This window comes from Micavibrio aeruginosavorus EPB (assembly GCF_000348745.1).
GTDB lineage: Bacteria > Pseudomonadota > Alphaproteobacteria > Micavibrionales > Micavibrionaceae > Micavibrio > Micavibrio aeruginosavorus_A.
On record NC_020812.1, the window covers coordinates 1020879 to 1045355 of the forward strand.

The window sequence follows — 24477 nt, forward strand, 5'->3', positions numbered from 1 at the left end:
TTATTGTACAAAATTCAAAAACGCCCGGTTCGCGCCGGGCGTTTTTCTTATGGCGGTTTTATGATAGGCTTGCCCCATGTTTACACGTTCATTCAAAGGAAAATTACCACGTATCGACGCGTCGGCCTTTGTCGCCGAAACGGCGGCGATTATTGGCGATGTCGTTGTGGGGGCAGGGGCCAGCATCTGGTATGGCTGCACCCTGCGCGGTGATGTGAACAATATCATCATTGGCGAACGCACGAATATTCAGGACGGAACAATCATCCACGTGTCGTCGACCACACAGGGTACGTATGTCGGTGATGATGTGACGGTGGGGCACGGTGCGATATTGCATGCCTGCACCATCGGTGATCGCGCCTTTATCGGAATGCAGGCCTGTGTCATGGATGACGCCACGGTGGAGGCCGATGCCATGGTCGCCGCCGGCGCGTTGGTCACGCCGGGAAAAATTGTGCCGTCGGGGCAGTTATGGGGCGGGCGTCCGGCCCGTTATATGCGCGATTTAACGGCGGAGGAAAAAAACTTCCTGCTCTTTTCTGCGGAACGCTATGCGACATTGGCGCAAACCTATCGTGCGGAACAGGGCGCGGTGGAATGACGCACGAAATCCTGCCATCGGGCATTTTGGTCGCAACCGATGGGGCGTATGAACAAACGCGGGTTGTCGGCAATCTGAACTACATTCATTTGACGGGCGGTATTTATTTGCCCGTTCCCATGCACGAATTGAATTTGGCCCAGTTACAGGATGTTAATCGTCTGCGGGATCAGAATTTTAAATCCGGATTGGAACGGAAGAACGATGCCCTGAAGATTATGGTGGCTGACGCGGTACAGGATTTTGCCGGGGACCGGAACATGACGATTGTGGATGTTGGCAGCGGCCAGACGACCATTGTGCCATATTTTTCAAAAATATCCCGCTATATGTCGGTTGATATCGACCCGCATGTCGTTGCGGCGCTGAATGCGCAATCTATTGAATCCCACGTGGTGGGCGATATTCGCCAGATCAGTCTGGGCGATGACGGTATCAATATCCTGATTGCGCTGTATATGTTGCAATTCCGCATTGATGACAATTTATTCACGGATCTGGCGTCCATCATGCGGAATGGTGATGTGATGTTTGCCAATCTTTACCGCATTGGTGATGACCGTAAAGAATGGCTGCGGGGGCGTGTGGCTGCTGCAGGTTTAAGCATTGGGCAAGAGATTGCGGATACGAAAATATCACCGGGGCGGCAGGTGTTCTGGACGTTGGCGAAAAAACAGAGTGAAGCCGATCGTCTAGCCACGATATTTTCTGCAAAGCTGCATTCACCCCCTCTCCCATAGGGAGAGGGCTGGGGTGAGGGGATAAAACCCAAGCAAAGAAGGCCCCTCACCCTAACCCTCTCCCTATGGGAGAGGGAACAAGATGTAGCGGGTCGCTGTTTTCAGCAATTACTCCGCTCTGGCCTTCACGTAACTGCCGGGGGCGTTTTCAATCGGTTTCAATGTTCCGCCGCCGGGTTTACGGGCGGGCACTTTGCTGCCGGATTTTCCTTCGATCCATTGAATCCAATCATCCCACCATGACCCTTCGTAATGCTTGGCGTTCGCCAGCCATGTGTCCGGGGATGATGTGATATTGCTGTTTTTCCAATATCCGTATTTGCCCGATGTTGGCGGGTTGACCACACCCGCAACATGGCCGGACATGGCCAGCGTGAACTGGACATCGCCGCCCAGAATGCGCGCGCCGGAGAAGGTCGCCATCCACGGTGCAATGTGGTCTTCCTTGGTTGACAGGAAATAGGCGGGCGTATCGATTTTATGGGCATCAATCGGTACATCATCAATCTTGATCGCGCCGGGGCGGGTCAGTTTGTTTTCAATGTACATATTGCGCAGGTAATAGCTGTGCATCGCCGCGGGCATATTGGTGGAATCGTCGTTCCAGTACAGCAGATCAAACGGGAACGGTTCGCGACCCAGCAGGTAGTTATTGACGACGAAGCTCCAGATCAAATCATTGGCGCGCATCAAGCTGAAGGTATCTTTCAACCGTTGTGCAGCAAGGAACCCGCGCTCCGACATTTCACTCTCCATCGCGTGGAGCTGTTCCTCGTCGATGAAAACCTTGATGTCACCTGCATCTTCAAAATCAATCAGCGTGGTCAGGAAGGTGGCGGATGCGACCCGGCTTTCCTCGCCTTTGCCGCGTCCCTTCATCCATGCCAGTGCGGTGGTCAGCAACGTGCCACCCAGGCAGTAGCCGATGGCGTTGCAATCCTTCTCGCCTGTTGCTGCCTCAACCGCGTCCAGCGCGCTCAAAATCCCGTCTTTCATGTAATCGGCAAAGGTTTTCATGGCCAACCGTTTGTCCGGATTGGCCCACGATATAATGAAAACCGTTTGTCCCTTGTCCAGCAGATAGCGGATAAAGGAATTATCCGGGCGCAGGTCCAGAATATAAAATTTATTGATCCATGGTGGAATGATGAGGAGGGGGCGTTTGTATACGTCCTTCGTTGTCGGCTCATACTGGATCAGCTGAATCAGGTTGTTTTGATAAATAACCTTGCCCGGCGTTGTGGCAATATTTTCGCCAATTTTGAACGCATCGTAATCCGTTGTGCTGATCTGCAATTTCCCACGGCCACGTTCCAGATCTTCCAGCAGGTTCTGGAATCCCTTGACCAGGTTTTCACCATTGCTTTCAATCGTGGCCTGCAATACATCCGGGTTGGTCAGGATGAAATTGCTCGGCGCCATCGCATCAACGATCTGGCGCGTGTAAAATTCAACCTTGCGGCGTGTATCCGGGTCCAGCCCTTCGGTTTTCCGCACGACGTCGTTCATCCACCGGCTGGACATCAAATAGGATTGTTTGATGAAGTCGAACAGGGCGCTGTCCTGCCACGCGGCGTTTTTAAAACGGCGGTCACCCTTGTCCGGGGCAAAGTGGGGGGTAACGTCTTCACCGGCCATGCGGCGGGCGCTGTCCTGCCACAACGTCATCCAGTTGCGCCAGTATTCGGCCTGCATCTCGGTCAGCTTTTGCGGGTCAGAATAGAGGTGTTGCATAAAGTCGACCCAGGCGCGCGTGGCATTCATCGGGTCCAATGCCATCCCGCCGGGATGGTGCATGGTTATTTCCTGTTGCTTCTGCATCCAGCTTTGCATGATCGGCTGGATCTGGCTGTACGCTTCGGTCAGGCTCTTGCTCAACGCCATGGGATCGAACGGCAGGTCTTGGTGGGCCTGTTTCGTCTCATCTGTTGGTGTTGCGGTGGGCGTTTTCTTTTTGGTCATAAGATGCCTCCGGGCGATGCAGCATTATCGTGCCCGAAAACAGCATAAATTTAAACCGGAAAAGGGGGGCGTATGACGTTAATTCAACCGTGGCGGAGTGGCGTCATCATCAAATGAAATCTGGTTCAGGATGGTTTCGTCGATAACCACCTGATTCCGGCCGTTTTGCTTGGCGCGGTAGAGCGCATGGTCGGCCCGGACCAGCATGGTGTTGATGGATTCATTCGGGTCATGGGGGTTCAGCGATGCCACACCGATACTGACCGTCATTTTGGTGATAATGCCGTCGCCGGAATCGATTACTTTCTCTTCAATCAAACGGCGCAGGCGTTCGGCAACCTTATACGCTCCGGTGGTGTCCGTTTCGGGGAGCAGAACGGCAAATTCCTCACCACCCAAACGGCCAATCATCGGTGCCGCTTCGTCTTCCATATCGGATTGCAACGTGTTGCGGGCGAGGCGGTTGAGGTTCATATCGTCCACCCGCGTCACAATGTCTGTGCCACGCAGGAATTCCGCGCTGCTGGTGGCCAGCAATTTGATGGCGATGTCCCCAACATGGTGACCGAATGTGTCATTGATCTTTTTGAAATTGTCGATGTCCAGCAACAGGATGGACAGCGGGCGTTTATACCGGATCGCCCGGATCACTTCGACCGATTCCCGCATGAAATGGCGGCGGTTGCTGATCCCGGTCAGTTCATCGGTGGTGGCCATGCGTTCAAGGTTGAGTTCGAGGGCATAGGCCTTCCGGCGCGTCAGGATAACGATATAGGTGATGGCGGTGCCCAGTGATGCGTACATCATTACGAAATAGTTGGCATTGACCATTTGTATCGGGGTGTACCCCTTCAACGTCATCATGCCGTTGATAATGACGAATGAAAAACTGCTCATCAGCAGGGCGGAGCGAACCGACGGCATCAGCGGCACCAGCAGGAACGGCACCAGCGCGCCGGCCAGCCCAATGGTGAACCCATCCGGGATCAACAATAAAATGTGCGACACGTTAAACACCATGGCGACCAACGCCGCCACGGCCACGGATTCACAAATCTGCCCGGCAATGGGCAGGAACATCAGGAACAGCAGGAAAAGGTAGAGCGGGATCAGGTACAGCCGCACCGGGATCAAATGCGGCAACAATTCCGATCCGGCCAGAATGAAGTCCCAGTAAATGAAAAGGGGGTAAAGCAGTGTCGCGACAATCAAACAGGTTCGCACGAACGGAACAAACCGTTCGCGCTGCGCATCCAGATATTTCTCCTCGACTTCGTCAGAGAAGGAGACTGGCTTTGGGAAACTGAACAATTGCGTCCAACGCGGGAACGTCGACACGGCGGGCCAATCCTTTTCTATGCCCCTGAAAGATCAGGGTAATTTTTACACAAGACAGACGGGGTTAAACCCCATGCTCATCCTAGGGGAAGAGGGTTACTTTATTGTTAAATAACGCAGAATTCTGCGCTTTTAATGCCAAACTTCGGTACAGGTTGGGGGATCGGGCGGGAAAACTTGGGTTCAATGACCCGGAACCCCTTGAAAGTCCGGGATTCGCGGGCCACCATAGGGCCCGATTTGAATCACGCTTGACCGCCCCTTTCGCGGAGGATATCCCCTTGAAACCGTTTAAACTTCTGACTTTGTCCTGTGTCTCCGTTCTGGCCCTGTCCATGGCGGCGTGCGGCCAGTTTGCCCGTGACCTTGATACGGCATTCAATGGCGGTTTCAATGATCCGGCCTATACGGTCAGCCAACCGGACATCACCATGCCGACGCCCCCGGCACGCGTGGATTACAACAGCCTGGCCGCCCAATATTCCAACAGTTCGGTCCAGCTTTACACGCTGGATGACGCGCCCGTTCCGGTGCGCCAGTCGGTACAGATGCCGGGTGATATGCGCTATGCCGCTGGCGGTTTGCAAGCCAGCACCGACCCGTCGGTGACGGTCTTCCCGTTTGCTGATGGTGGGTACGCCCCGGGCGTACGCCCGACGCAGGCCCAACATCGTGGCGGCCCGCTGTTACCAATGCCGACCGATATCGGTGAAATTCCGACCTATGCCGGAAACCCGGCGCGCATTTACTTTGAACACGGATCCGCCGCGCTCAGCGCCACAACGCGCCAAGTGTTGGGCAGCGTCGCCCAGCGTTATCTGGAACACACACCGGGTTACATGGTGGAAGTTGGCGGCCACGCCAGCACCCGCACCGATGTGGCCGATCCGGTGAAGAGCCGCATCATCAACTTCGACATGTCGATGAAGCGGGCGATGGCGGTGACGAAACAACTGATCCGTGATGGCGTTCCGGTGGATGTGGTCAAGGCCACGGCCTATGGCGATACGCACCCGGCAGTCGTTGAAAACAGCGCCGCGGACGAAGCCCGCAACCGCCGCGTTGAAATCATTACACGCCCACGCTGATATCACCCGAAGGGAGAATCCCATGACTGCTGATACGTTCCGGATTGGTCTGGCTGGTCTGGGGACCGTTGGTGTGGGTGTTATCAAAATCCTGCAAACCCATGCGGACATGATTGCCGCACGGGCCGGGCGCAAGATCGAGGTTCTGGCGATCAGCGCGCGGGACCAAAACCGCGATCGTGGCATCGACCTCTCTGCCTATGAATGGACCGAAAACCCCGAACGTATGGCGGGCGACCCACGGCTGGATGCGGTGGTCGAGGTCATGGGCGGGTCCGATGGCCCGGCTTTGTCTTTGGTGGAAACCGCATTGAAGGCCCGCAAGCCGGTTGTGACGGCGAACAAGGCCCTGATCGCCACACATGGTGTGCATCTGGCGGGTTTGTCGGACCAGACCGGAACCCCGTTGAAGTTCGAGGCCGCTGTCGCTGGCGGCATTCCGGTGATCAAGGCCTTGCGTGAAAGTTTTGCGGGCAATCGTCTGAACGCCGTCTATGGCATTTTGAATGGTACCTGTAACTACATCCTGACCGAAATGCGCCGCACGGGCCGCAACTTCCTCGACGTGTTGGAGGAAGCGCAGGCGAAGGGGTATGCCGAGGCCGACCCCACGTTTGATATTGATGGCATTGACGCCGCGCATAAACTCTCAATCCTGACCGCTTTGGGATTTGGCGTGAAACCTGATTTCCCGGCCATGAAGATCGCCGGCATCCGCCATGTTAGCGCAGGCGATATCGACCATGCGGCGGAATTGGGCTATCGCATCAAATTGCTGGGCGTGGCCCGGCGCTTGGATGATGGAAAAATCGTGCAATCGGTCGAACCGTGTCTGGTCCCCGAAGGGCACCCGTTGGCCGCCGTCGACGATGTGTTTAACGCCGTGTTCGTCGATGGCGATTTCATGGGCAAGGAAATGCTGGTCGGCCGTGGCGCGGGCGAGGGGCCAACGGCGTCCGCCGTTGTGGCCGATCTGATTGATCTGGTCCGCGGTGATCGCGGCCCATCTTTCGGTGTTCCGGTTGATGATCTGGTCGCGGCCATATGGGCAGAGCCAGCCGATATTATCAGCGGATTTTACCTGCACCTGACCGTGCTGGACAAACCCGGCGTTCTGGCTGCGGTGTCGGCGATTTTGCGTGATTATAATGTATCGGTCGAGGCCATGATCCAGCGGGGCCGTAACCCGGACCAACCCGTGTCCATCGTCCTGACCACGCATGAGGCGCGACAATCCGATATTGATGGCGCATGCGCCGATATTGCGAAATTGTCACAGGTGACGGGATCGCCCTGTGTGATGAAATTGATCGAGATATAAAAAACAGGCCGCAAAATCTGCGGCCTGTTTTCTTTACGCAATAAACGCAGAATTGGTTATCGTGCCAGTTTCGGCAGCAAACGGTAACGGGACGAACCGTCGCTGTTGATCGCGGTCATGCCGAAACGATTTTGATCAATGGTTTCGAACATCGCGGTCCAGTGGCCGGTGGCGCGCAGACCTTTCAGAACGGCCATGCTCTGACCTTCGTCGCTGAATGCGATGTAACCCGGCTTGTCTGCTGTCGGTGCTTTTTCGACATAGTGCAGTTTGGCTTCAACGCCAGCCAGAACGGCTTCAACCGGGCCCAGAGCTTTTGCTTTTGCAGCGGTCAGGCCGTTGAACATATCTGTGTTGGTCACCGGAATGGCAAAACGCATACCGTCTTTTGCCAGTTTAGCGAAATCGTCGCTCATCGTGTTGAAGATGGATGCGAATTTTTGGGCTTCTTGGTACATTCTTTTGGTCCTCTATTACCGTTGGTTTGAAGTCGGGCGTTCTTATAAACTCTGTTGTTACTGGCGTACAGCCAGAACGTTGTAGTAGGAGCCATTCCGATCCTGCATACGCAGGGACTGGACGACGCCTTTGTGATTAATCTCGCACAATGTCGTGCTGTGGCCGCAATCGTGCATAGCGTCTTGGAAGACGTGGGCCAGATCGCGGTTGTTGAAGGTCACAAAACCGGGCAGGTCGCCATGGCGGCTCGGGTTCTGGGTGGTAAAACGCATCGTTTCACCCTTGGCGCGCATCAATGTTGCAACGGCCTTGATTTGCGGGTTGTCGCTTTTAACCAGGATATTTTCCGCCGCATCGAATTCATCATTGGTAGGCAGAATAACGGCGTAGTTTTTGCCATCCATGCTTTCACGGGCCAGCGTCCCGGAAATCATATTGAACAGGGACAAGACATGCTCCCGCATTTGAAACATACTCCGCATCGGGTCATACCTCGAATACAGTGAACTGATGGCGCTTTCTACAATTTATTAATTGGTTATGTCAAGAAAATGTGGTGGGGACGCCGGATTGGTGTTTGATGGGGTGGATAGGGCGGAAATCCGCCATTTTTGCGCATTGATCCGGGGGCGTCCGGGCCCTAGACTGGGGCTATACTCCTAAAAACCAAGGGATCACAGGAATGAGCGCCACCGCCATGAAACCATCCATACCGCTTGCCAACGAAGCCTTCGCCATGGACCGCAACCTGGCACTGGAAGCCATCCGCGTGACCGAGGCCGCCGCTTTGGCCGCCTCGCGCCTTGTCGGGCGCGGCGATGAAAAGGCCGCGGACGCCGCCGCCGTGGATGCAATGCGTGAAGCGTTAAACAGCCTGTCCATGCGCGGCACCGTGGTGATTGGTGAAGGTGAACGGGACGAAGCCCCCATGTTGTATATCGGGGAACAGGTGGGCGCGGGTGTGGGCCCGGAAATTGACATCGCCCTCGACCCGTTAGAGGGCACAACCATCACCGCCAAAGGCGGGTCCAACGCGCTGGCCGTCATGGCGCTGGCGGACAAGGGTGGGTTTTTGAATGCGCCCGATACCTACATGGAAAAAATGGCCATCGGCCCTGGCCTGCCCAGCGATATTCTTGACCTCGATGCCCCGCCGCAGGAGATTTTGAAAAAACTGGCCGACGCCAAGGGCGCGCAGATTTCGGATTTACAGGTCTGTATCCTCGACCGTACGCGCCATGCCGATATGATCGCCGCCGTGCGGTCCACCGGCGCCCGGATCAGCTTTATTCAAGACGGCGACGTCAGCGGCGTCATCGCCACCACCGATCCGGATACGGGCATTGATATCTATATGGGCACTGGCGGCGCGCCGGAAGGGGTTCTGGCCGCGGCTGCCCTGCAATGCACGGGCGGGCAAATGCTGGGCCGTTTGGTGTTCCGCAATGACGGCGAAATTTCGCGCGCGGAAAAATGCGGCATTCGGGATTTGAAAAAAATCTATACGCTGAACGAACTGGCCAAACCGAACAACGTCATGTTTGCGGCAACGGGCGTGACTAACGGCGCCATGTTACGCGGCGTGCGCCGTTTTGCCGGGGGTGCGGTGACGCATTCCATCATCATGCGGTCCAAATCCGGCACGATCCGCAAAATTGAATCCACGCACAATTTTAACCGCAAGGAAGATGCGTATTAATGGCCCAAACCATCCTCAATGTCGATCGGTCCGTGATGCAGTCGCGGTGGGTGTATTCCCCCGCAAATGGCGATGATGTCGCTCGCATGGTGCAGGGCCATGGGCTGCCGGAAATTGTTGCGCGTCTTCTGGCGGCGCGGTCGGTGGTGCCGGATGATGTTGAAAAATTCCTGAGCCCCAAATTGTCGCGTGATTTTCCGGACCCGTTCCGGCTCAAGGGCATGGACGCGCTGGCCAACGATCTGGCCGATGCAGTGATCAACGGGCGCAAAATTGCGGTCTTTGGCGATTTCGACGTGGACGGCGCGACATCCACCGCCATTCTGGTACGATTTTTCCGCCATTGCGGGCTGGATACACCGCTCTACATCCCCGACCGGATGAAGGAAGGCTACGGCCCCAATATCAACGCGCTAAACACCCTGAAACAAAACGGGGCCGACCTCGTCATCATGGCTGATTGCGGCACCACCGCGTTCGATGTGGTGGAGCAGGGGCGGAATCTCGGCCTTGATATCGTCATCCTCGACCACCACGAGGCAGAGGAGCGCTTACCCGCCGCCAACCACATCATCAACCCCAAACGCCGCGATGATGATAGCGGGTATGACATGCTGGCCGCGTGCGGTGTGGCGTTTATGACCTGTGTGGCGGTGAACAAGGTTTTGCGCGAACGTGGGTTCTTTGGCGCGCGCGGTGACGCCCCGTTGAAGGACTGGATCGACATTCTCGCTCTCGGCACCGTGTGCGATATGGTGCCGTTGAACGGCCCGAACCGGTTGTTCGTGAAATACGGCCTTGAAAAAATGGCCACCACCAACAATCCCGGCTTGGCCGCATTGTTACAGGTGGCAGGGGTGAAAAACGCACCCGATGCCTATACGTGCGGCTTTATGCTCGGCCCGCGCATCAATGCGGGCGGGCGGATACACAAGGCCGATCTGGGTGCCAGATTGCTCTCCACCGATGATGCGGAAGATGCCAAAAACATCGCGTGGACGTTGAATGACTGCAACGACAAACGCAAAGACATGCAAGCCGAAATGATGGATCAGGCGTTGAGAATGGTCGCCGATCTGGGTCTCGATCAGCACCCCGCCATTCTGGTCGGCGATGAAAGCTGGCACCCTGGCCTGAACGGTCTGGTCGCCGGGCGGTTGGTGGAAAAATACAAAAAACCCGCCGCCGTGATTGCCTACGCGCCGGGCCATGATGTGGCCCTCGAAGGGCGCGGCTCTGGCCGTTCCGTCCCCGGCATCAATATCGCCGCCGCCTTTATCGACGCGCGCAACGATAATTTGATTGTAAAGGGCGGGGGCCATGCCATGGCTGCGGGCTTCACCATTCTGCCCGATCAAATTCCGGCCTTCCGCGATTTCTTCTACAAACACATCGCGGATCAAGCCGCCGGCCGCGTGGTGGTGAATGAAACACATGTGGACGGCGTGCTCAGCGTGCGCGGTGCCAACTTACCCCTGATGAAAACCATGGCCCAGGTCGGCCCCTTCGGCCAATCCAACCCCGAACCCGTATTTGTCCTGCCCGACGTAAAAATCTTCAGCGCCGATCTGGTCGGCACCGACCACGTCCGCACCCTGATCGTCGATTCCGACGGCGGCGGCACCCGCATGAAAGCCATGGCCTTCCGCGCCGCCAACACCCCCGTCGGCCAAACCCTCCTATCCGGCGCTGGTCGCACCGTCCATCTCCTTGGCCGTTTAAAGATCAACGAATGGCAGGGGAAAGAGAGTGTGGAGTTTCATATTGAGGATGTGGCGGGGGTTTGATTGTGAGCAATAAAATGTCGAGAATGTTCATTGTTTCTTTCGTGTTTTTTGTGTTTTTGGTATGGGCTGAAAACTCTTACGCGTATGTAATTGGTGGATCTAATTTGGGATTTTCGGGATACCCGGAAGCTGATTGCGTGGTTCCATACAAGCCGTATGAGTTTTTGGATGAATATGAAGTTGAGCGATACAACAGAAACTTAGAGGAATATGTCACCTGCATTAAGGAGTACCTTGAAAATGCAGATAATGATATTCGTCGGATCCAAGAGGCTGCGGAAGCCGCTATTCGTGAGGCAAAAAGTCTATAAACTGGTAGAGCCAATTCAATAAAAAAGCCCCCAAACCGGGGGCTTTTTTTATGAATTGGCGCCCTACGGGATCCATATTGATCTATTAACCAATTGATTCTTAATATATCAATTTCGCATCGTGTTCAACGATGCCCCCAATGGTGCCCCCGGTCCCGGTTGTTGGGAATCGGGATTTGAAGCGCTGTCGCTTTTTTTAAGGAGCGACGCTTCAGGGTATCAAAAACAGGGCTGTGTGCAAGGGTTTCCGATCTTGTAGCCTATGTTTATTGACTCACTCACATGTTGTTTATACTGTCCTTCTGTCTGTAACAGGACTGGGCTTCAAAACCCATTAGTTCGCGGCTGGCATCAGCCGATACTGGTGCTTTTCATTCAAAAGAAGCACTGGATTTGCCACTCGACCTTATGGCCGGGTGGCGATGGCGTATGTCCAAGGCTTCGGCCTAAAGGCTATCGCGCCGTTACGAACTAGCGGTTTTGAACACCCGGTCGCCAGAGGTCATCTCTGGCGACTTTGTTTTTACCGCTGGAGAGGCCGTTATCCATGAAAAAGAATTTTAAATTTACGCACGTATTTTCCGCTGTCTTGCTCACCTGTTCCATCATCCCCCAAAGCGCTTTTGCCGCCACAGCCGAACTCGGCATAACCGCCCGCGTCATAAGCTGTGCGACACCCGAGGAGAGCAAGGAAATGTGCGAGTCTGAATCTTTGTGCTGTGAGCGTGTTGGTGAAATTATTCAAATGGACGTGGCTGAGATTCAAGAAAAGATTTTGGCCGAATATGCTGAAAGTGAAAAATGGTGCGGGGAAAAGCCTGCTTTGCCGAAAAAGGGGCAGATCGTGATCTTTTGGGCGCGTGACAAAAATGGACGTTGCATGGTCCCTCACTATGTTGAGGGGCGGTAGTGTGGTGGGTTGATTTGAACCCAAGTTCAAACTTTAGTGGCTATTTCTTGTGCCTCTCTGATCTGGTGCGGGTTGGATAAGATCTAAGATTGCGACGCTATTGCGAAAGGTTTCGTGGCCAAAATTGAGAATATTTTGGCTTTTTCTGAATCTGATTTTGAGGCCAGGATTTTTTATTTTCGATATTGTTTGGGCTGATTAAAACGATGACAGCCATTCGCTTAACTGTTGCTCTGTTGTAATACCAGCTGCTTTCAAAGTGTTAGCTATATCAATGGCTGAAATAATTACGATCGGGTGTTCGTCCTCTTTGATTTCCTGATAGGCCTGGGTTGCGACGTATGATGTTGTTACTAGTATTCCAAATTGTCTGTTGCGTAGGCGCGATATAAGTCGTGATAGCTCTTTGACGCCAACGGAGTTTGATGTGCTGTAGCATTTGGCCTCAAGAGCGAAGTCAACAAGAACGGAGGAGGCGCCTTGTCCGATTCTGTATTTGCCAATAGCGTCACGCCCCCCATCCCGGGATGGTCGCGTTAAATCAATACTGGACACTCTTTGAAGCATCATTTCAGCTATTTTTGCGGCGCAAGCTTCAAAACGATGTGGCGTGCCTATGAATTTATCTTGAATTAATGCGATTAGCTTAGTGCCGGTTTCGTCCGTGGGAAGTTGTTCTTCTCGGCTTCTATACTCAAGTGTTCTGGGTGCTTTCAGTGCTTGGTAATTTTTTGTTTCAATCCATGATTTCCAGCAAGAGGGTGCTGCGTCAGTTAAAGGTTTGCCTTGTTTTACTGATTCTAGCCATTTTCTTGGAATTATCTGCGTATTCAAAATGGTGAATTTTGCCTGATAATTTTGAAATCTCTTGCTGTTCTTCTGTTTCCAAACTGCGACTAAATCTTGGTTCGAATCAAGGTTTTGTACGCCCGGAACAGCTAGGCCTAGAAACTCAACATCTCTCCAGTTTCCAGTGTTGGCAAAGATCAGGATTGGTGGGATAAGGATTCTTTCTTCGATGGAGCCGTGAGAGCGGTCAAACATATCGCGTAATAGAAGATTCCCAAATCGTGGTGTATCGTGGAGTTCGTATCCTGGTTTCTTATTGTCGCCATAGTATGTGAAAATACCACTTTCCTTGTCTAAATTGTCTGGCCAATCCGGGTTTTTAAGTGTTGATGTTAGAACAACCAGTCGTGGATGCTCTTTCTTTCCTATATAGCGAAAGCCGCCTTGGTTACTGACGCCAATTAGTTTAGGCAAGGGGTCGTCTGAGGCATTTCCACTGCGTCCGCCCTCATAAATTCGATCAACCAGAAGGTCTGCCTTTTCAAGCTCTGTGCGTTTGGGAGAGTTCATTGTTTTTCCAATTTTCTGATTTATTTAACTGGGCTTCTTGTTGTGGCTGGGACGGGATTGTTCTTTTATGAATGGGGAACGGTCCAGTCATTTTTTAGGTTCCCGCGTTATAAAAACTGACGTATAGAAGCTCCGGTTTGATTCTTGCTGTCGATTTCATGCATGCAATAATTTTTTTGTTTTTGGGCTAGGGGCATCCATAAAAACTTATTTGCTGCCTGGTCAATCGTTCTGTGACCTGGTACTTTAGTGATAGTGATTAATAAGTATTCTTAAATGGAAGCTGGGTATTGGGCAATGAAAACGCTAGATATTTTTTGTGGTGGGGGCGGTAGTAGTTACGGAGCGCGTAACGCTGGGGCTGATATTGTGTGCGGAATTGATCTCAACGAGGTCGCCATTGGAACCTATCGGGATAATTTCCCCCAGGCGAAAGCTTATGCAAAACGACTGGAGGGTATAAACCCGCGTAAACTACGCGATGAGATAGGCGATATAGATCTACTTCTGGCTTCACCAGAATGCACAAATCATACATGTGCTAAAGGCGCTGCTCCACGTTCTGAAAGCAGCCGTGCTACGGCAATGCAAGCGCTACGTTATGCGAAAGAGTTTAAGCCCAGATGGCTTGTTCTGGAGAACGTGGTTCATATGCGCCCATGGTCGCGGTATGGCGAATTGAAGGAAGATCTGATTGGTCTTGGCTATAACTTGAAAGAATTCGTTTTTGATGCATCGGATTTTGGTGTAGCGCAAAAACGCAAGAGGCTTTTTATCGTTTGTGATCTAGAGGATGAAGTGTTGGATATAGCGCCTTTGCCTCGAAAAAGGAAAAAGACGGTACGCGGCATACTTGACAAGCCGGGTACATGGAAAACTACACCACTTTACAAAGAAAACCGTGCCAAGCCTACCCTTGAAAGGGCGGAGAGGGGATTCTCCGAACTTGGCGATGGTGCTCGTTTCTTGTTGGTGTATTACGGTACCGATGGTTGTGGGGGGTGGCAGAGGATTGATCGACCGCTTCGAACCATTACAACAGTAGATCGTTTCGCGCTTGTTGAGCCTGGGGAGAGGGGGCCTGAAATGAGGATGCTCCAGGTACCCGAATTGAAGCGTGCAATGGGCTTTGAAAATGACTATCTGATGAATCAGGGGACGCGTCGCGATAAGATTCGTATACTTGGTAATGGTGTATGTCCTCCCGTTATGGAACGCATCGTTTCATCTATATCGGGCTAGTCTGATAGATTAATGATTCCTAGGCGCTGCCCATATGTATGAATATGGCTGCCCAGGTGATCCATAAGCTGATTCCTAATCCGCCCCCATACAGAGTAAGTACGCACATTTGTGTCGCTAATCTCATCCAAGTCTTTTTTGCACATTGAGAGCATGTAGCGAGGGTTTACAAATATATAATAAGGTTGATCGTCTGAGTCGGAGAATATAGGCACCGGCTTATTTGGCCATATATAAAGCGAAGAAGGCAGTTTGCTTGTTTTCTTTCTGATTACGCCTAAGTAGAGAGGAATTGTTCCCTTATTTTGCTGTGCGTGATCGCAGGCGGCTTGGCATGGTACCATGATCCAATGGAGAACAGTCTCGGGGGCAGTTACTTTGAATTCTGCAAGGACATCGCTCTTTTCGGAAGAAAATTTTTTCCTAAATTCATCTTCTGTTGTCCAATTTTCTGGTAAAAGAACTATGGCACCACGATCAGATGGAAGAACTTTTTCAGTGTGCTTGGAAATATGCAGTGCTAGGTTAATGCGCCCAGCTTGGGTGTCGGTTAAAGGGGTGGTATCATCTATCTTTGTTACGGCTTCATCCCAGAGAGCATTAGGGGCAGTCTCTGAGCATATGTGGGATATTTTATCATGCAGTACGGGAGAAAGCGCGTCGTTCACCGCCGAAAGCTTATCTTTTAATGCGTTTTCTTTGCCGTGTGCTGCTTTTGCCAATTTGCTCATGAAATTGTCTATGTTACCTGATGTCTCAGTGGGGGTTCTTCCGGCTGATAGCCGCAAAAGATCATTAAGCACTTGCGTAACAGCATTTTGAACCCTTATCTCCCAATCCAGTAGTGCAGCCATCTGTGGGCTGGTCTTGAGAAGTGTTTCGAGGGCGCTCATAAGGTCGTCTGGTTTGTTTAGATATTCGTTTTTATCCAGGCTTAGTGAGAAGAAGGGGCGTTTGTTTTGGTCGAGCCTCTCGTTGAGGTACGTCATCAATTCTTCGTGCTGTGTAGTACTTGTCCATGTGACCAGTGCATATGGCCCATTATCTTCATGCAGCAACTTGTTTAAGATTGCTTCGTTAATAGAAAAGTTTCGACTAGATGCGCCTGGAGACGCACCTACAATCAAATTAATATCCATGAAAATAATGCGGACCCCCTTAATCTCCCCATCTGGCAAGCTATCAATCCCTTCAAACTTTATTGACAGGCATGCGCCTCCCTGCTGTTTGATTTGGCTCTCGAGCTTTTGAAGATGTTCGGGGGTGTCGTCAATGGCGATAATTCTGGCTGCGTGGTACATTATTCGTCTTTCTTAAAAACAAGTGCTATCACTGCACCGTCGTAAGCTGCGGGAACGTTTACGTCTTCGCGGTCAGGGAAGGCAATTCGGCCACCGTTTAGCTCCATGACCATATTCGTGTAATACATACCGAGGCCCATGCCATCCGGTTTTGTTGTCATGAAGGGCTTTACAATATCAGCTGGTTTTAGTTTTATGCCTGGGCCATTGTCGGCGATTATCAGAGCTTGGCCATCCTCAAAAAAATCCGTAACACCAATATATATTGCTCTTTTCTTTTTTTCTCCATGCTGATATTCGGCGTCCGGCCAGCGCACTCTCATCCAATAAAGGGCGTTATCAATTAGGTTGGATAGCGCTCCTAACAGCATTGCTCGGGAAGCTAAGCACTCGAATGATCGTTGCTCGTCCGTTAGCAAGGGACATGATACAGTGACGTTATGATATTCAGTTCGTGATTTGTTGAGGAAAAGGCTTTCCTTTACAATATCTTTTATGTCGTGGCGCTTTTTTCCATCTCTGCGGAGCAGCATGGAAAAACCTTCGAGAAGGTTGCTTAGGTCATCGGCTTGTCTTTTGATTAAATCAAAAGAAACATCACTTTTTATGGCTGTGTTGAGGCTTTTTACACCGCGCTCTATTTCATGGAAAACGATTGCAAGGCTAATATTGGCGACACCAGAATGTGTTACCACTTCTTTCATTTCATTATATTGGCGCTCTATTGTGTCAACGTATTTTCCAAGTTCTCCGCCGAGTTTTCTCTTTTCTATTTGGTCACGCAGTTCCTCAATTGGCTTGTGAATGTCCAGGACGGACTTGCCTTTTGCATGATCCAGAAGGAGATTAATCTGTTGTTTGTCTTCCTGTCTGTGGTTTTCAAATTCAATGAGGGAGGCAAGAACCAGGGAGCGGAGCCGTTCGTATTCTGAACTTTCAACGAACCCTTCCCTGTTTGTTTTTTCGACCAACTTTTGACTGTCTTTCAAGGAAAGGTCGATGGCGCCTATTATCAAGTTATTACTTATGCGGCGGGTGGGGACATTTACTCGTCTCAGATCAAGGCCTAACCAATCGACGCCTTTTTCACCGTAGTTATGTACTCGGATGCCGTCTCGATAAACCCTTATACCTCCATTCTCATCCAGAAAATCTTTAAGCAAGTTTGTATTTGTCATGAGACTCATGATTTCCGCGTCACGGTCGAAAATATAAAACTCGCCACAGACGGGGCCGATTCCGTCTGTAAAGGTTTTGTCTGCTGTTAGGGTTCCATATTTTTTTTGGTCATCCTTTGCAAGTTGGAGCGTCGCATTTTTTTCGGACTTTAAAGACCGTCCTTTGATTTTTAAGGCATCAATTGGCTTAAATTTGTACTCCCATTCAAACTTTCCATCCTCAAACCAGAAGCAGTAATGCCAGATTGCTTGATCAAGGATGTCTTGAACATCTGGTAGCTTAGAAAGCCACTCTTCTTTTCCGGGTACGGAAAGATTGGCTCTGAAAACTTCTTCTTCTTTGAATGGCGAAGAAATTGACTTCACGTTGGCCCATAGCCTGCGGATGTCTCCGCGACTCCAAGTCTCGCGAAGTTCGCTGATGATTATCTTGGTGCCAGTTTCCCCTTGTTTGAACGTGGAGCCATTGCTTTCAACGATTCTGACGTTCGCTTCGTCCATATATCTTGTGTCATTTACTAGGTCATGCCAGTCAATATCAATTGTATATTCAGGTTCGTTTTCTGCCCGCGTGATAAGGGTAATTTTATTTCCTAGTTTGTGAACAGCAAAGCGTCCTACGCCTTTTTCCCCTAGAGGTAGGCGATTGAATTTCTTTGTTCGTTTTCCAGCTTTTCTTTGTAGCTCACGATGATCTGCTCCAGGCTCAAACCAGATATTTTGGAGTGTGCTAAGTGGCATGCCTTCGCCATCATCAGTAACAACAATGCGTGGATTTTGCTTTTCGAGATTTTCAAAAACAATATCCAGCTGATTTGCGTCGGCATCGTAGGCGTTCTTTACTAATTCAAACAGGGCAAGCCGAGCGTTTCCAATCAGCTGGTCTCCAAGCAGTTGAAGTAATCGTGCGCGTGGGCGGAAAGGTGCAACAGCGGTCATGGTGCTCAGCCTTACAATTTTTATACTTGTTGTTTATATTCATAACGTGGAGCGGCTTGCACCGCTTCAGTCGTTTGCCCTTATGCTGCTTTTTATCCGGGAAAAGCACAGTAATTATTCCAACCATTTGATCCATAAGTCGGATTTTAAAAATATAGTAAAACGTTTGAGGCTACAAGCAGGGATTGCTGAATTAGGCCGCTTCAGTTGTGATGGGTGTATTTATCTGTTTTATTTGAAAGGTCTAAAACATTTTCCAAGAGAGCTGATCAAGCCCAGTAATTTGTACGGACCACCCGTACAAGTTTCTGGCCCAACAGAAGCTGATAATGGAGGTATTGGGCAAGGCCTGATATTGTTAATAAATTGAACCCGGGTTCAAATTGGGCAGGGGGCCTTGCTGGTGCGAGGTTTATACCTGCTCAAGAGGCGTAAAAATTGCAAAAAAAGCCCCCCTCGGTTTTCTCCTGCGAGGCGTACGAGATGTAACGGATTTTTTGTATGTTGTGTGTAGAGGGTTTTAATTGTGTGGCATTGATAATCGATTGTATTTGAACAGTTCATCGGCTTTATAAAAATGTGACACCGATAAAATCGAGAAGAATTACGGCGTTGGTTAGGGGTAAATTTTGGTCCCGTTTTTTATTCATTGGAATTGCTCTGTTCTTTGTGGTCAGACCTCTTAATTTGGGGGCGGAACGCTCACGTCTGAAATCTATATAAGATTGCCTAGTTGACGGCGCGTCCGCTGCCGGGGCGGAACATTCTCCACATTCTCCCGCTCTGATTCTTAAGCCTATTTTGTTTTTTAGATTCTGAGAGTCTAAAAAGAATTTTAAAAATTCAATGTGAGTCAGCATAGTTATTACTTATTCCTATAGTTATTATTCTCATATTTATATATGCGGCACTTTCCTGCAGCCCATGGAGGTGCTTTTCTACATGGGTTTGCAAGAAAGTGCCTGTCCATCAGTTAAAAAATTTAACCGACGATTTTTGTTTGAAAATAGATAGATAGCCTTGATTGGGTAATTTTTATCCATTCACTCTAAATGTCTCTCTACCTGACTTGCATATAAGGACGGTTAAAAATCTTTACCGATGTATCCGCTTTGAGCGCGTTAATGGCTTTTTGTTTCGAACTTTGTTGGCTTCAAAATTAAAGTCGATTGCATACCAAGATCCGTAAGGGGTGCGATTGCGGGTGATACATTTCTTTTTCTGCATGTTGTCCAAAATTTCCTTTAGGCGTCGTTCCTTCAATGGCAACCCAGAAATTGTGGAGGGGATGCCGTCAGTAAAATGGCGATACTTTATGAACTCACGTGCTTTACCCCAAAATATCGTGCGATTCCAAATAAACATAAGAACCATGTACTCGCTCGGGGTGAGTTTTTTGATCCACGTATTATGAATCATGCGTAAAGACCAAAATTTATCTGAGGGGCTAATTTTTTCTCCTTTATAGGGTTTGATGTGCTCAGGGAGGTCTTCTCCATCATCGCCGCCATTGGGGTCAATTTGATTATCGTCGTAATCATCCTGAGGTTTGTAGTTGCAGTAAATTTCACGCGTTTTGCTGTACCGTGTTTCTGTCATAAAAATTCTCCAAAATTAAAGTGTTCGACTTTTTTCAATGCGCTGCTGTACCCAAGTGTCGATCTCGTGCTCTATAAACCCAACTCGACGCCCGCCGAGGTTGATTGGCTTCGGTAAATCTCCATTTTTGATACGCTCATATAAGCCACTTCTAGAAATTCCTAGGCGATTAATAACCTCAGAAATGCGTAGAATGCGTGTGGTCTTTGTATCGTTGTGATTGTATCGACTCATTTACTGCTCCTTTTTGTTCATATTGATGCGTTAGCCAACTCATTTGTGTGTCGTTGGATGCTGATAAACGTACTTGTACGGAGGTCAATAAAATAGAAAGGATAAGCCCGAGGCTTATCCTTTCATCTGCGTGATATAAATTGGAGGGAATTAAGAGATTTTAGCTATTTGACGATAGCCTGAATCACGTAGTCGTTTGGCTTCCATCAGGTTCCATCTTAGGGTTTTTTCGCCCCTGAAATCATCATCATAGGAATTGTCCATTCCGAATACATCTGCCATTTCCTTTAGATCTATTCCTCGAATATCTGCGTCGAGAACGCGAAGATAAAGTAGGTATTTTGATGTGCGCATGCGCATCATTTGGGATGAGGGGCTGTTTTCTTGGGTATTGCGCATACCAATACGCTGTCTAATTGTTTCTTTAATTTTTTTCAGTTGTGGGTCGATGGGGAGTTCCATGTCAATGGTGCAAAGGGCTTCGTTGAAGCCAAGGAAAGTTTCCTCTGGTTCGTAGTGTCTTCTGCTCTGACTTTCTGATCTAAAAAATATTCTTCTATCTTCAAACTTTATTCGTGCGGTTGCATTTTCTGGGGCAGGTGGAAATGTTAATAGGCCAAATCGTCCGTAGAAGATCTCCATTAGCTCGATGACTTGCGTAAGTGGGCGGTCTTCTTCGGAAAAAATGAGCTCTCTGTCTGAAGTGCTCTGCGCGACGATATTACGAGCTTCGTGTAAGTCGATCTCTGATAATTTTGATTCTCCAATCAAAGATTTTCGTAGATTTCCGTAGTGCGGTTGTCTTCGTAGGAATTCCCATGCCCAATTTGTTCCGGTCATTGTGCTGGGGTCTGGATATTGATCTTCTTGTCTCCAATCAGGCAGCCAAGAAAATCTCTGTGCTAGGTATTCTTTATTGGGTTCATGTTTCTTTTCGTTTTTCATTACAATACCTTTCTTGAAAATCGTCCTTGAATAAGTTTTCCGTTCTTGTGTGATATATTTTCGATATAATCTGCCCATTCCTGCATCATCTTTTTTCTCTGAGCCAGGAATTTTGTACGGTCATAGGCCCGACGAACAGAGTCGCCTTTGGCGTGCGCTAGCTGTGTATCCGGTACCTCATGCGGATAGCCCAGTTCCTCCATGATTGTTGTCATGGCCAGTGCGCGGAAACCGTGTCCCGTGTGAATACCGTGATATCCCATCCGTTTGAGAGCCATTAATATCGCCCCATTTGACATGTGCGTTTTGGGGTTACGCTGTCCCGGGAATAAAAATTCTCTATGTTCACTTATGGGTTTTAATTGCTCTAGGATTCTCAAAACTTGCTTTGATAGAGGAACGATATGATCCCGGTTCATTTTCATGCGCTCTGCGGGAATGATCCACTGCCTTTTTTCAAAATCAAATTCGTCCCAGCGCGCTTTTATCAGTTCACTGGTGCGAACAAACGTTAAGAGCATCATTTCTAGAGCCAGCTGTGTCGAAATAAAGAGCCGGGCTTCGTTGCTATAGAGCTTGCTTAGAAATTCGGGGAGGTCTTTTGCTTCCATCGCGGCGTAATGCCCTTGTTTGATAGGGGCTAGGAAATCTTTGGCTTTGATGTCTGCCGGGTTCGTGTCAATTTTTCCCCTTAGCTGAGCGTAGGCGAAAATTGCTCGGCTATATTGTAGTGCTCTACGTGCAATATCGTAGGCTCCGCGTTTTTCGATATTTTCGATTACAATCGCTAGGCGAGGGGTGGTGATTTCTTTTATGGGAAGGTTGCCTATGGCTGGGAAAAGGTCTTGTTCCAAACGGCGTAAAACGGTTGACGCATGATTGGGGCTCCAGTTGCCCTTATTCTTCTCATGCCACTCTAATGCCAGCGCCTCGAACGTATTGGCAGCACTGGCTTGCGCAAGGCGTTTCTTTTCCTGTTTGGCGAGGGATGGGTCATTGTGTTCCGCAAGCAGCTTGCGCGCCTTATCTCGCCCGTCACGGGCATCTGCTAAGGACACCTCTGGGTACTGCCCTAAGGCTAGGCGTTTTTCTTTGCCACCATAGCGGTATTTCATGCGCCACAGCTTGCTGCCCTTGGGGGTGATTTCTAGATACAGTCCCCCGGAATCGCCCATTTTGTAGGATTTCTCGCGGGGTTTGGCCTGTCTGCAGGCAACATCACTCAGAGGCATTGGGGGCATCCTCTTCTTGGTTTCAGTTAGATGCCCCCAAGAATGCCCCCATAACCTCAGGATGTAAAGAAATCTCCCGGGACGTTGACGAACAAAAAACCCGCGAAAACACGAGGTTTTCTGCGGGCTTTTGGATGATCTCGGATGTTGCCGGATCAGAAATTGGCGTCCCCTACGGGATTCGAACCCGTGTCGCCTCCGTGAAAGGGAGGTGTCCTAGGCCTCTAGACGAAGGGGACAGCCGAAGGATGGGGTTTTCTAATCAATGGCGCGGGGGAAATCAAGCACTTTCTGATATAAATTATATTTACATAATCTAAATCCTTGTTCTGACGTCCTGTGCGCGGTTTGGGTGCGGGGTGTGTGGGTAGGGCTGGGGTATTTTTTCATGGGGGATTTTTGTGGGGTTGGGCATCTGCTACGCTCCCGCCATGGAAATGCATCTCCCTTTTCAAGCCGAATTGCTGGTCTTTCTGGCGATCACGGCCATTCTGGTTCCGGTGTTCAGCCGTTTTCGGTTGAACCCCGTTCTTGGGTTCTTGCTGGCCGGTGTGGTCATCGGGCCGTATGGGCTTGGGCGGCTGGTGGGGGATTATCCGTTCCTGTCACATATCGTGTTCGAAGATGTGAAGGGCGTGGGCATTCTGGCCGAGCTGGGCGTGATCTTCCTGCTCTTCACCATCGGGTTGGAATTGTCGCCGCAACGTTTGTGGGCCATGCGGCGCATGGTGTTCGGGCTGGGCACGGCCCAGATTGTTGTGACGGGCGCGGTGATTGGCGTGGTGGCCTATATGTGGGGCAATTCCGGGCCGGCATCGGCGGTGATTGGTACGGCGCTGGCGTTATCATCCACGGCGATGATTATGAAGATCCTGTTTGATCGGCAACAATTCGCATCCCCCGTGGGACAGACGAGCTTTTCCATCCTGTTAATGCAGGATTTGGCCGTGGTGCCGTTGATCTTCATGGTGGCGATGTTGCAGGACAAGGGTGCGGGCGCGGAACAGAATGTCATGCTCTCTTTGTTGCTGGCGCTGGCCAAGGCGGGCGGTGTTGTCGCCGTGCTGGTGGCGCTTGGCCATTTTGTTGTGCGTCCGGCGTTGCGTTACGTCACGGCGGGGGCGCAGGGGCCGGAATTTTTCATGGCGCAAATCCTGCTCATCGTCATTTGCGCGGCATGGGCGACGGGTGAGGCAGGGCTGTCCATGGCGTTGGGGGCGTTTCTGGCGGGGCTGGTTCTGGCCGAAACCGAATTCCGCAACCAGATCGAGGTGGATATCGAACCGTTTAAGGGCATGTTCCTGGGCCTGTTCTTTATGTCCGTGGGCATGGGCGTTGATCTGTTGGCGGTGATGGACAATGTGTTCTGGCTGGCGGCGTCGGTCCTTGGCATTTTCGCGATCAAGGCGGTGATTACAGCCGGCCTGTGCCGCATTTGGGGCGTGTCCTTGCCGACATCCATCCAAACCGGTCTGGCGTTGGGGCAGGGGGGCGAATTTGCCTTTGTCCTGTTCGGTCTGGCCATGGCATCGGGTGTGGTGGAGAAAAATGTCGGCCATTTCATGATGATGCTGGCCAGCCTGACCATGATTCTGACGCCGTTTTATTATCGTTTGGGTGAAGTCCTGGCCGCGCGTCTGGTCAAGCGTAAAGCCAACGGCATGACCGAGGTCATGGAGCAGTATGTGAAGGGTGTCGAGGGCCATGTGGTCATCGCCGGATTTGGCCGCACGGGCCAGGCCGTCGCCGAAGTGATGGAAAACAATCAAATTCCTTATGTCGCGTTGGATCACCAATCCGGCCATTTGGAGGCCCTGCGCAAAAAGGGCAAGCCCGTGTTTTACGGTGATGCGTCGCAAACCCATGTTCTGGACAAGGTCAAGGCCACATCAGCCCGCGCGATTATTCTGGCCATGGATGACAAAAAAGCATCGCGAACCGCGATTGAAAATATCCGTCGCCATTGCAAAAATGTTCCCATCTATGCCCGCGCGCGCGATGAAGTTCATGCAGCGGATTTACAAAAATTGGGGGTGAACGATGTCGTGTTGGAAACGCGCGAGATCAGTTTGCAATTGGCCGGACGCGTGTTGCAATGTTTCGAATATTCCGCCGCCGCGGCCAGCCGGGTGCTGGACAGCGAACGTGAGGAAAGCGAGCATCGGAACGACGACGTTGCGGCATAAATCCAGTTAAAACGGCTGATTCCACCAATAGATACAATTTTAT

At 50.8% G+C, this 24477-nt stretch carries 22 protein-coding genes and 1 tRNA gene; 11 read left to right on the forward strand and 12 right to left on the reverse strand.

Going from position 1 to position 24477, the window contains the following annotated elements:
- Positions 1-76 precede the first annotated feature (76 nt).
- A complete protein-coding gene (locus A11S_RS04700) occupies positions 77-604 on the forward strand; it encodes a gamma carbonic anhydrase family protein (RefSeq protein ID WP_015467349.1) in 528 nt (175 codons plus the stop codon).
- A complete protein-coding gene (locus A11S_RS04705) occupies positions 601-1344 on the forward strand; it encodes a hypothetical protein (protein ID WP_015467350.1) in 744 nt (247 codons plus the stop codon). Before A11S_RS04700 ends, A11S_RS04705 begins: the two co-directional genes overlap by 4 nt.
- Positions 1345-1452: 108 nt before the next feature.
- On the opposite strand, the gene phaC is transcribed toward A11S_RS04705, so the two are convergent.
- Positions 1453-3306: a class I poly(R)-hydroxyalkanoic acid synthase gene (gene phaC, locus A11S_RS04710; protein ID WP_015467351.1), complete on the reverse strand. Its 1854-nt coding sequence runs from the start codon at positions 3304-3306 to the stop codon at positions 1453-1455.
- A 78-nt stretch (positions 3307-3384) separates the two neighbouring features.
- Positions 3385-4644: a GGDEF domain-containing protein gene (locus A11S_RS04715; RefSeq protein WP_015467352.1), complete on the reverse strand. Its 1260-nt coding sequence runs from the start codon at positions 4642-4644 to the stop codon at positions 3385-3387.
- A gap of 281 nt (positions 4645-4925) precedes the next feature.
- Between A11S_RS04715 and A11S_RS04720 the strand changes: the two genes are divergently transcribed.
- Together A11S_RS04720 and A11S_RS04725 are read left to right on the forward strand one after the other, a co-directional pair.
- Positions 4926-5732, forward strand: a complete 807-nt coding sequence (locus tag A11S_RS04720) for an OmpA family protein (protein WP_015467354.1) — start codon at positions 4926-4928, stop codon at positions 5730-5732.
- Between the two features lie 22 nt (positions 5733-5754).
- Positions 5755-7053, forward strand: a complete 1299-nt coding sequence (locus A11S_RS04725; RefSeq protein ID WP_015467355.1) for a homoserine dehydrogenase — start codon at positions 5755-5757, stop codon at positions 7051-7053.
- Positions 7054-7109: 56 nt separating this feature from the next.
- Here A11S_RS04725 and A11S_RS04730 read toward each other — a convergent pair whose 3' ends face one another.
- Positions 7110-7511 carry an adenine nucleotide alpha hydrolase family protein gene (locus A11S_RS04730; protein WP_015467356.1) on the reverse strand — a complete coding sequence of 134 codons (402 nt, stop codon included), beginning with the start codon at positions 7509-7511 and terminating at the stop codon, positions 7110-7112.
- 57 nt (positions 7512-7568) lie between these two features.
- Positions 7569-7976 (reverse strand): hypothetical protein, encoded by a 408-nt coding sequence (locus tag A11S_RS04735; RefSeq protein WP_015467357.1) that lies wholly within the window; start codon positions 7974-7976, stop codon positions 7569-7571.
- Between the two features lie 218 nt (positions 7977-8194).
- On the opposite strand from A11S_RS04735, the gene glpX reads away from it, so the two are divergent.
- The 4 genes from glpX (at position 8195) to A11S_RS04755 (ending at position 12219) form a co-directional block, all read left to right on the forward strand.
- Positions 8195-9211, forward strand: coding sequence for a class II fructose-bisphosphatase (glpX, locus tag A11S_RS04740; RefSeq protein ID WP_015467358.1), 1017 nt, complete (start codon positions 8195-8197; stop codon positions 9209-9211).
- Positions 9211-10998 (forward strand): single-stranded-DNA-specific exonuclease RecJ, encoded by a 1788-nt coding sequence (gene recJ, locus A11S_RS04745; RefSeq protein WP_015467359.1) that lies wholly within the window; start codon positions 9211-9213, stop codon positions 10996-10998. The genes glpX and recJ overlap by 1 nt, the downstream gene beginning before the upstream one ends.
- Positions 10999-11000: 2 nt before the next feature.
- Positions 11001-11309: a hypothetical protein gene (locus A11S_RS04750; protein WP_235068244.1), complete on the forward strand. Its 309-nt coding sequence runs from the start codon at positions 11001-11003 to the stop codon at positions 11307-11309.
- A 547-nt stretch (positions 11310-11856) separates the two neighbouring features.
- Positions 11857-12219, forward strand: coding sequence for a hypothetical protein (locus tag A11S_RS04755; RefSeq protein WP_041802471.1), 363 nt, complete (start codon positions 11857-11859; stop codon positions 12217-12219).
- Positions 12220-12417: 198 nt separating this feature from the next.
- Here the strand turns inward: A11S_RS04755 and A11S_RS04760 are convergent, their stop codons facing one another.
- Positions 12418-13578 (reverse strand): restriction endonuclease, encoded by a 1161-nt coding sequence (locus A11S_RS04760; RefSeq protein WP_015467363.1) that lies wholly within the window; start codon positions 13576-13578, stop codon positions 12418-12420.
- 297 nt (positions 13579-13875) lie between these two features.
- Here A11S_RS04760 and A11S_RS04765 point away from each other — a divergent pair, with 297 nt between their 5' ends.
- Complete coding sequence (locus A11S_RS04765) at positions 13876-14820, forward strand: DNA cytosine methyltransferase (RefSeq protein ID WP_015467364.1); 945 nt, start codon at positions 13876-13878, stop codon at positions 14818-14820.
- Here A11S_RS04765 and A11S_RS04770 read toward each other — a convergent pair.
- Together A11S_RS04770 and A11S_RS04775 are read right to left on the reverse strand one after the other, a co-directional pair.
- Entirely contained in the window at positions 14817-16121 is a 1305-nt protein-coding gene (locus A11S_RS04770; RefSeq protein WP_015467365.1) for a hypothetical protein, read from the reverse strand. The two genes, A11S_RS04765 and A11S_RS04770, sit on opposite strands and share 4 nt — an antisense overlap.
- A complete protein-coding gene (locus A11S_RS04775) occupies positions 16121-18238 on the reverse strand; it encodes an ATP-binding protein (protein ID WP_015467366.1) in 2118 nt (705 codons plus the stop codon). The genes A11S_RS04770 and A11S_RS04775 overlap by 1 nt, the downstream gene beginning before the upstream one ends.
- Between A11S_RS04775 and A11S_RS04780 the strand changes: the two genes are divergently transcribed.
- Entirely contained in the window at positions 18237-18608 is a 372-nt protein-coding gene (locus A11S_RS04780; RefSeq protein WP_041802473.1) for a hypothetical protein, read from the forward strand. The two genes, A11S_RS04775 and A11S_RS04780, sit on opposite strands and share 2 nt — an antisense overlap.
- Before the next feature lie 725 nt (positions 18609-19333).
- On the opposite strand, the gene A11S_RS04785 is transcribed toward A11S_RS04780, so the two are convergent.
- From A11S_RS04785 to A11S_RS04805, 5 genes are all read right to left on the reverse strand, one after another.
- The gene (locus A11S_RS04785) at positions 19334-19837 is read right to left on the reverse strand and encodes a hypothetical protein (RefSeq protein WP_015467367.1); all 504 of its coding nucleotides are present in this window, start codon (positions 19835-19837) and stop codon (positions 19334-19336) included.
- Between the two features lie 15 nt (positions 19838-19852).
- A complete protein-coding gene (locus A11S_RS12245; protein WP_015467368.1) occupies positions 19853-20071 on the reverse strand; it encodes a helix-turn-helix transcriptional regulator in 219 nt (72 codons plus the stop codon).
- Between the two features lie 150 nt (positions 20072-20221).
- On the reverse strand, positions 20222-21016 hold the full coding sequence (locus A11S_RS04795) for a transcriptional regulator domain-containing protein (RefSeq protein WP_015467369.1): 795 nt from the start codon (positions 21014-21016) through the stop codon (positions 20222-20224).
- Entirely contained in the window at positions 21016-22248 is a 1233-nt protein-coding gene (locus A11S_RS04800; protein ID WP_015467370.1) for a tyrosine-type recombinase/integrase, read from the reverse strand. The genes A11S_RS04795 and A11S_RS04800 overlap by 1 nt, the downstream gene beginning before the upstream one ends.
- A 163-nt stretch (positions 22249-22411) precedes the next feature.
- A tRNA-Glu gene (locus A11S_RS04805) sits at positions 22412-22487 on the reverse strand.
- 198 nt (positions 22488-22685) lie between these two features.
- Between A11S_RS04805 and A11S_RS04810 the strand changes: the two genes are divergently transcribed.
- Positions 22686-24434, forward strand: a complete 1749-nt coding sequence (locus A11S_RS04810; RefSeq protein ID WP_235068256.1) for a cation:proton antiporter domain-containing protein — start codon at positions 22686-22688, stop codon at positions 24432-24434.
- Positions 24435-24477 lie beyond the last annotated feature (43 nt).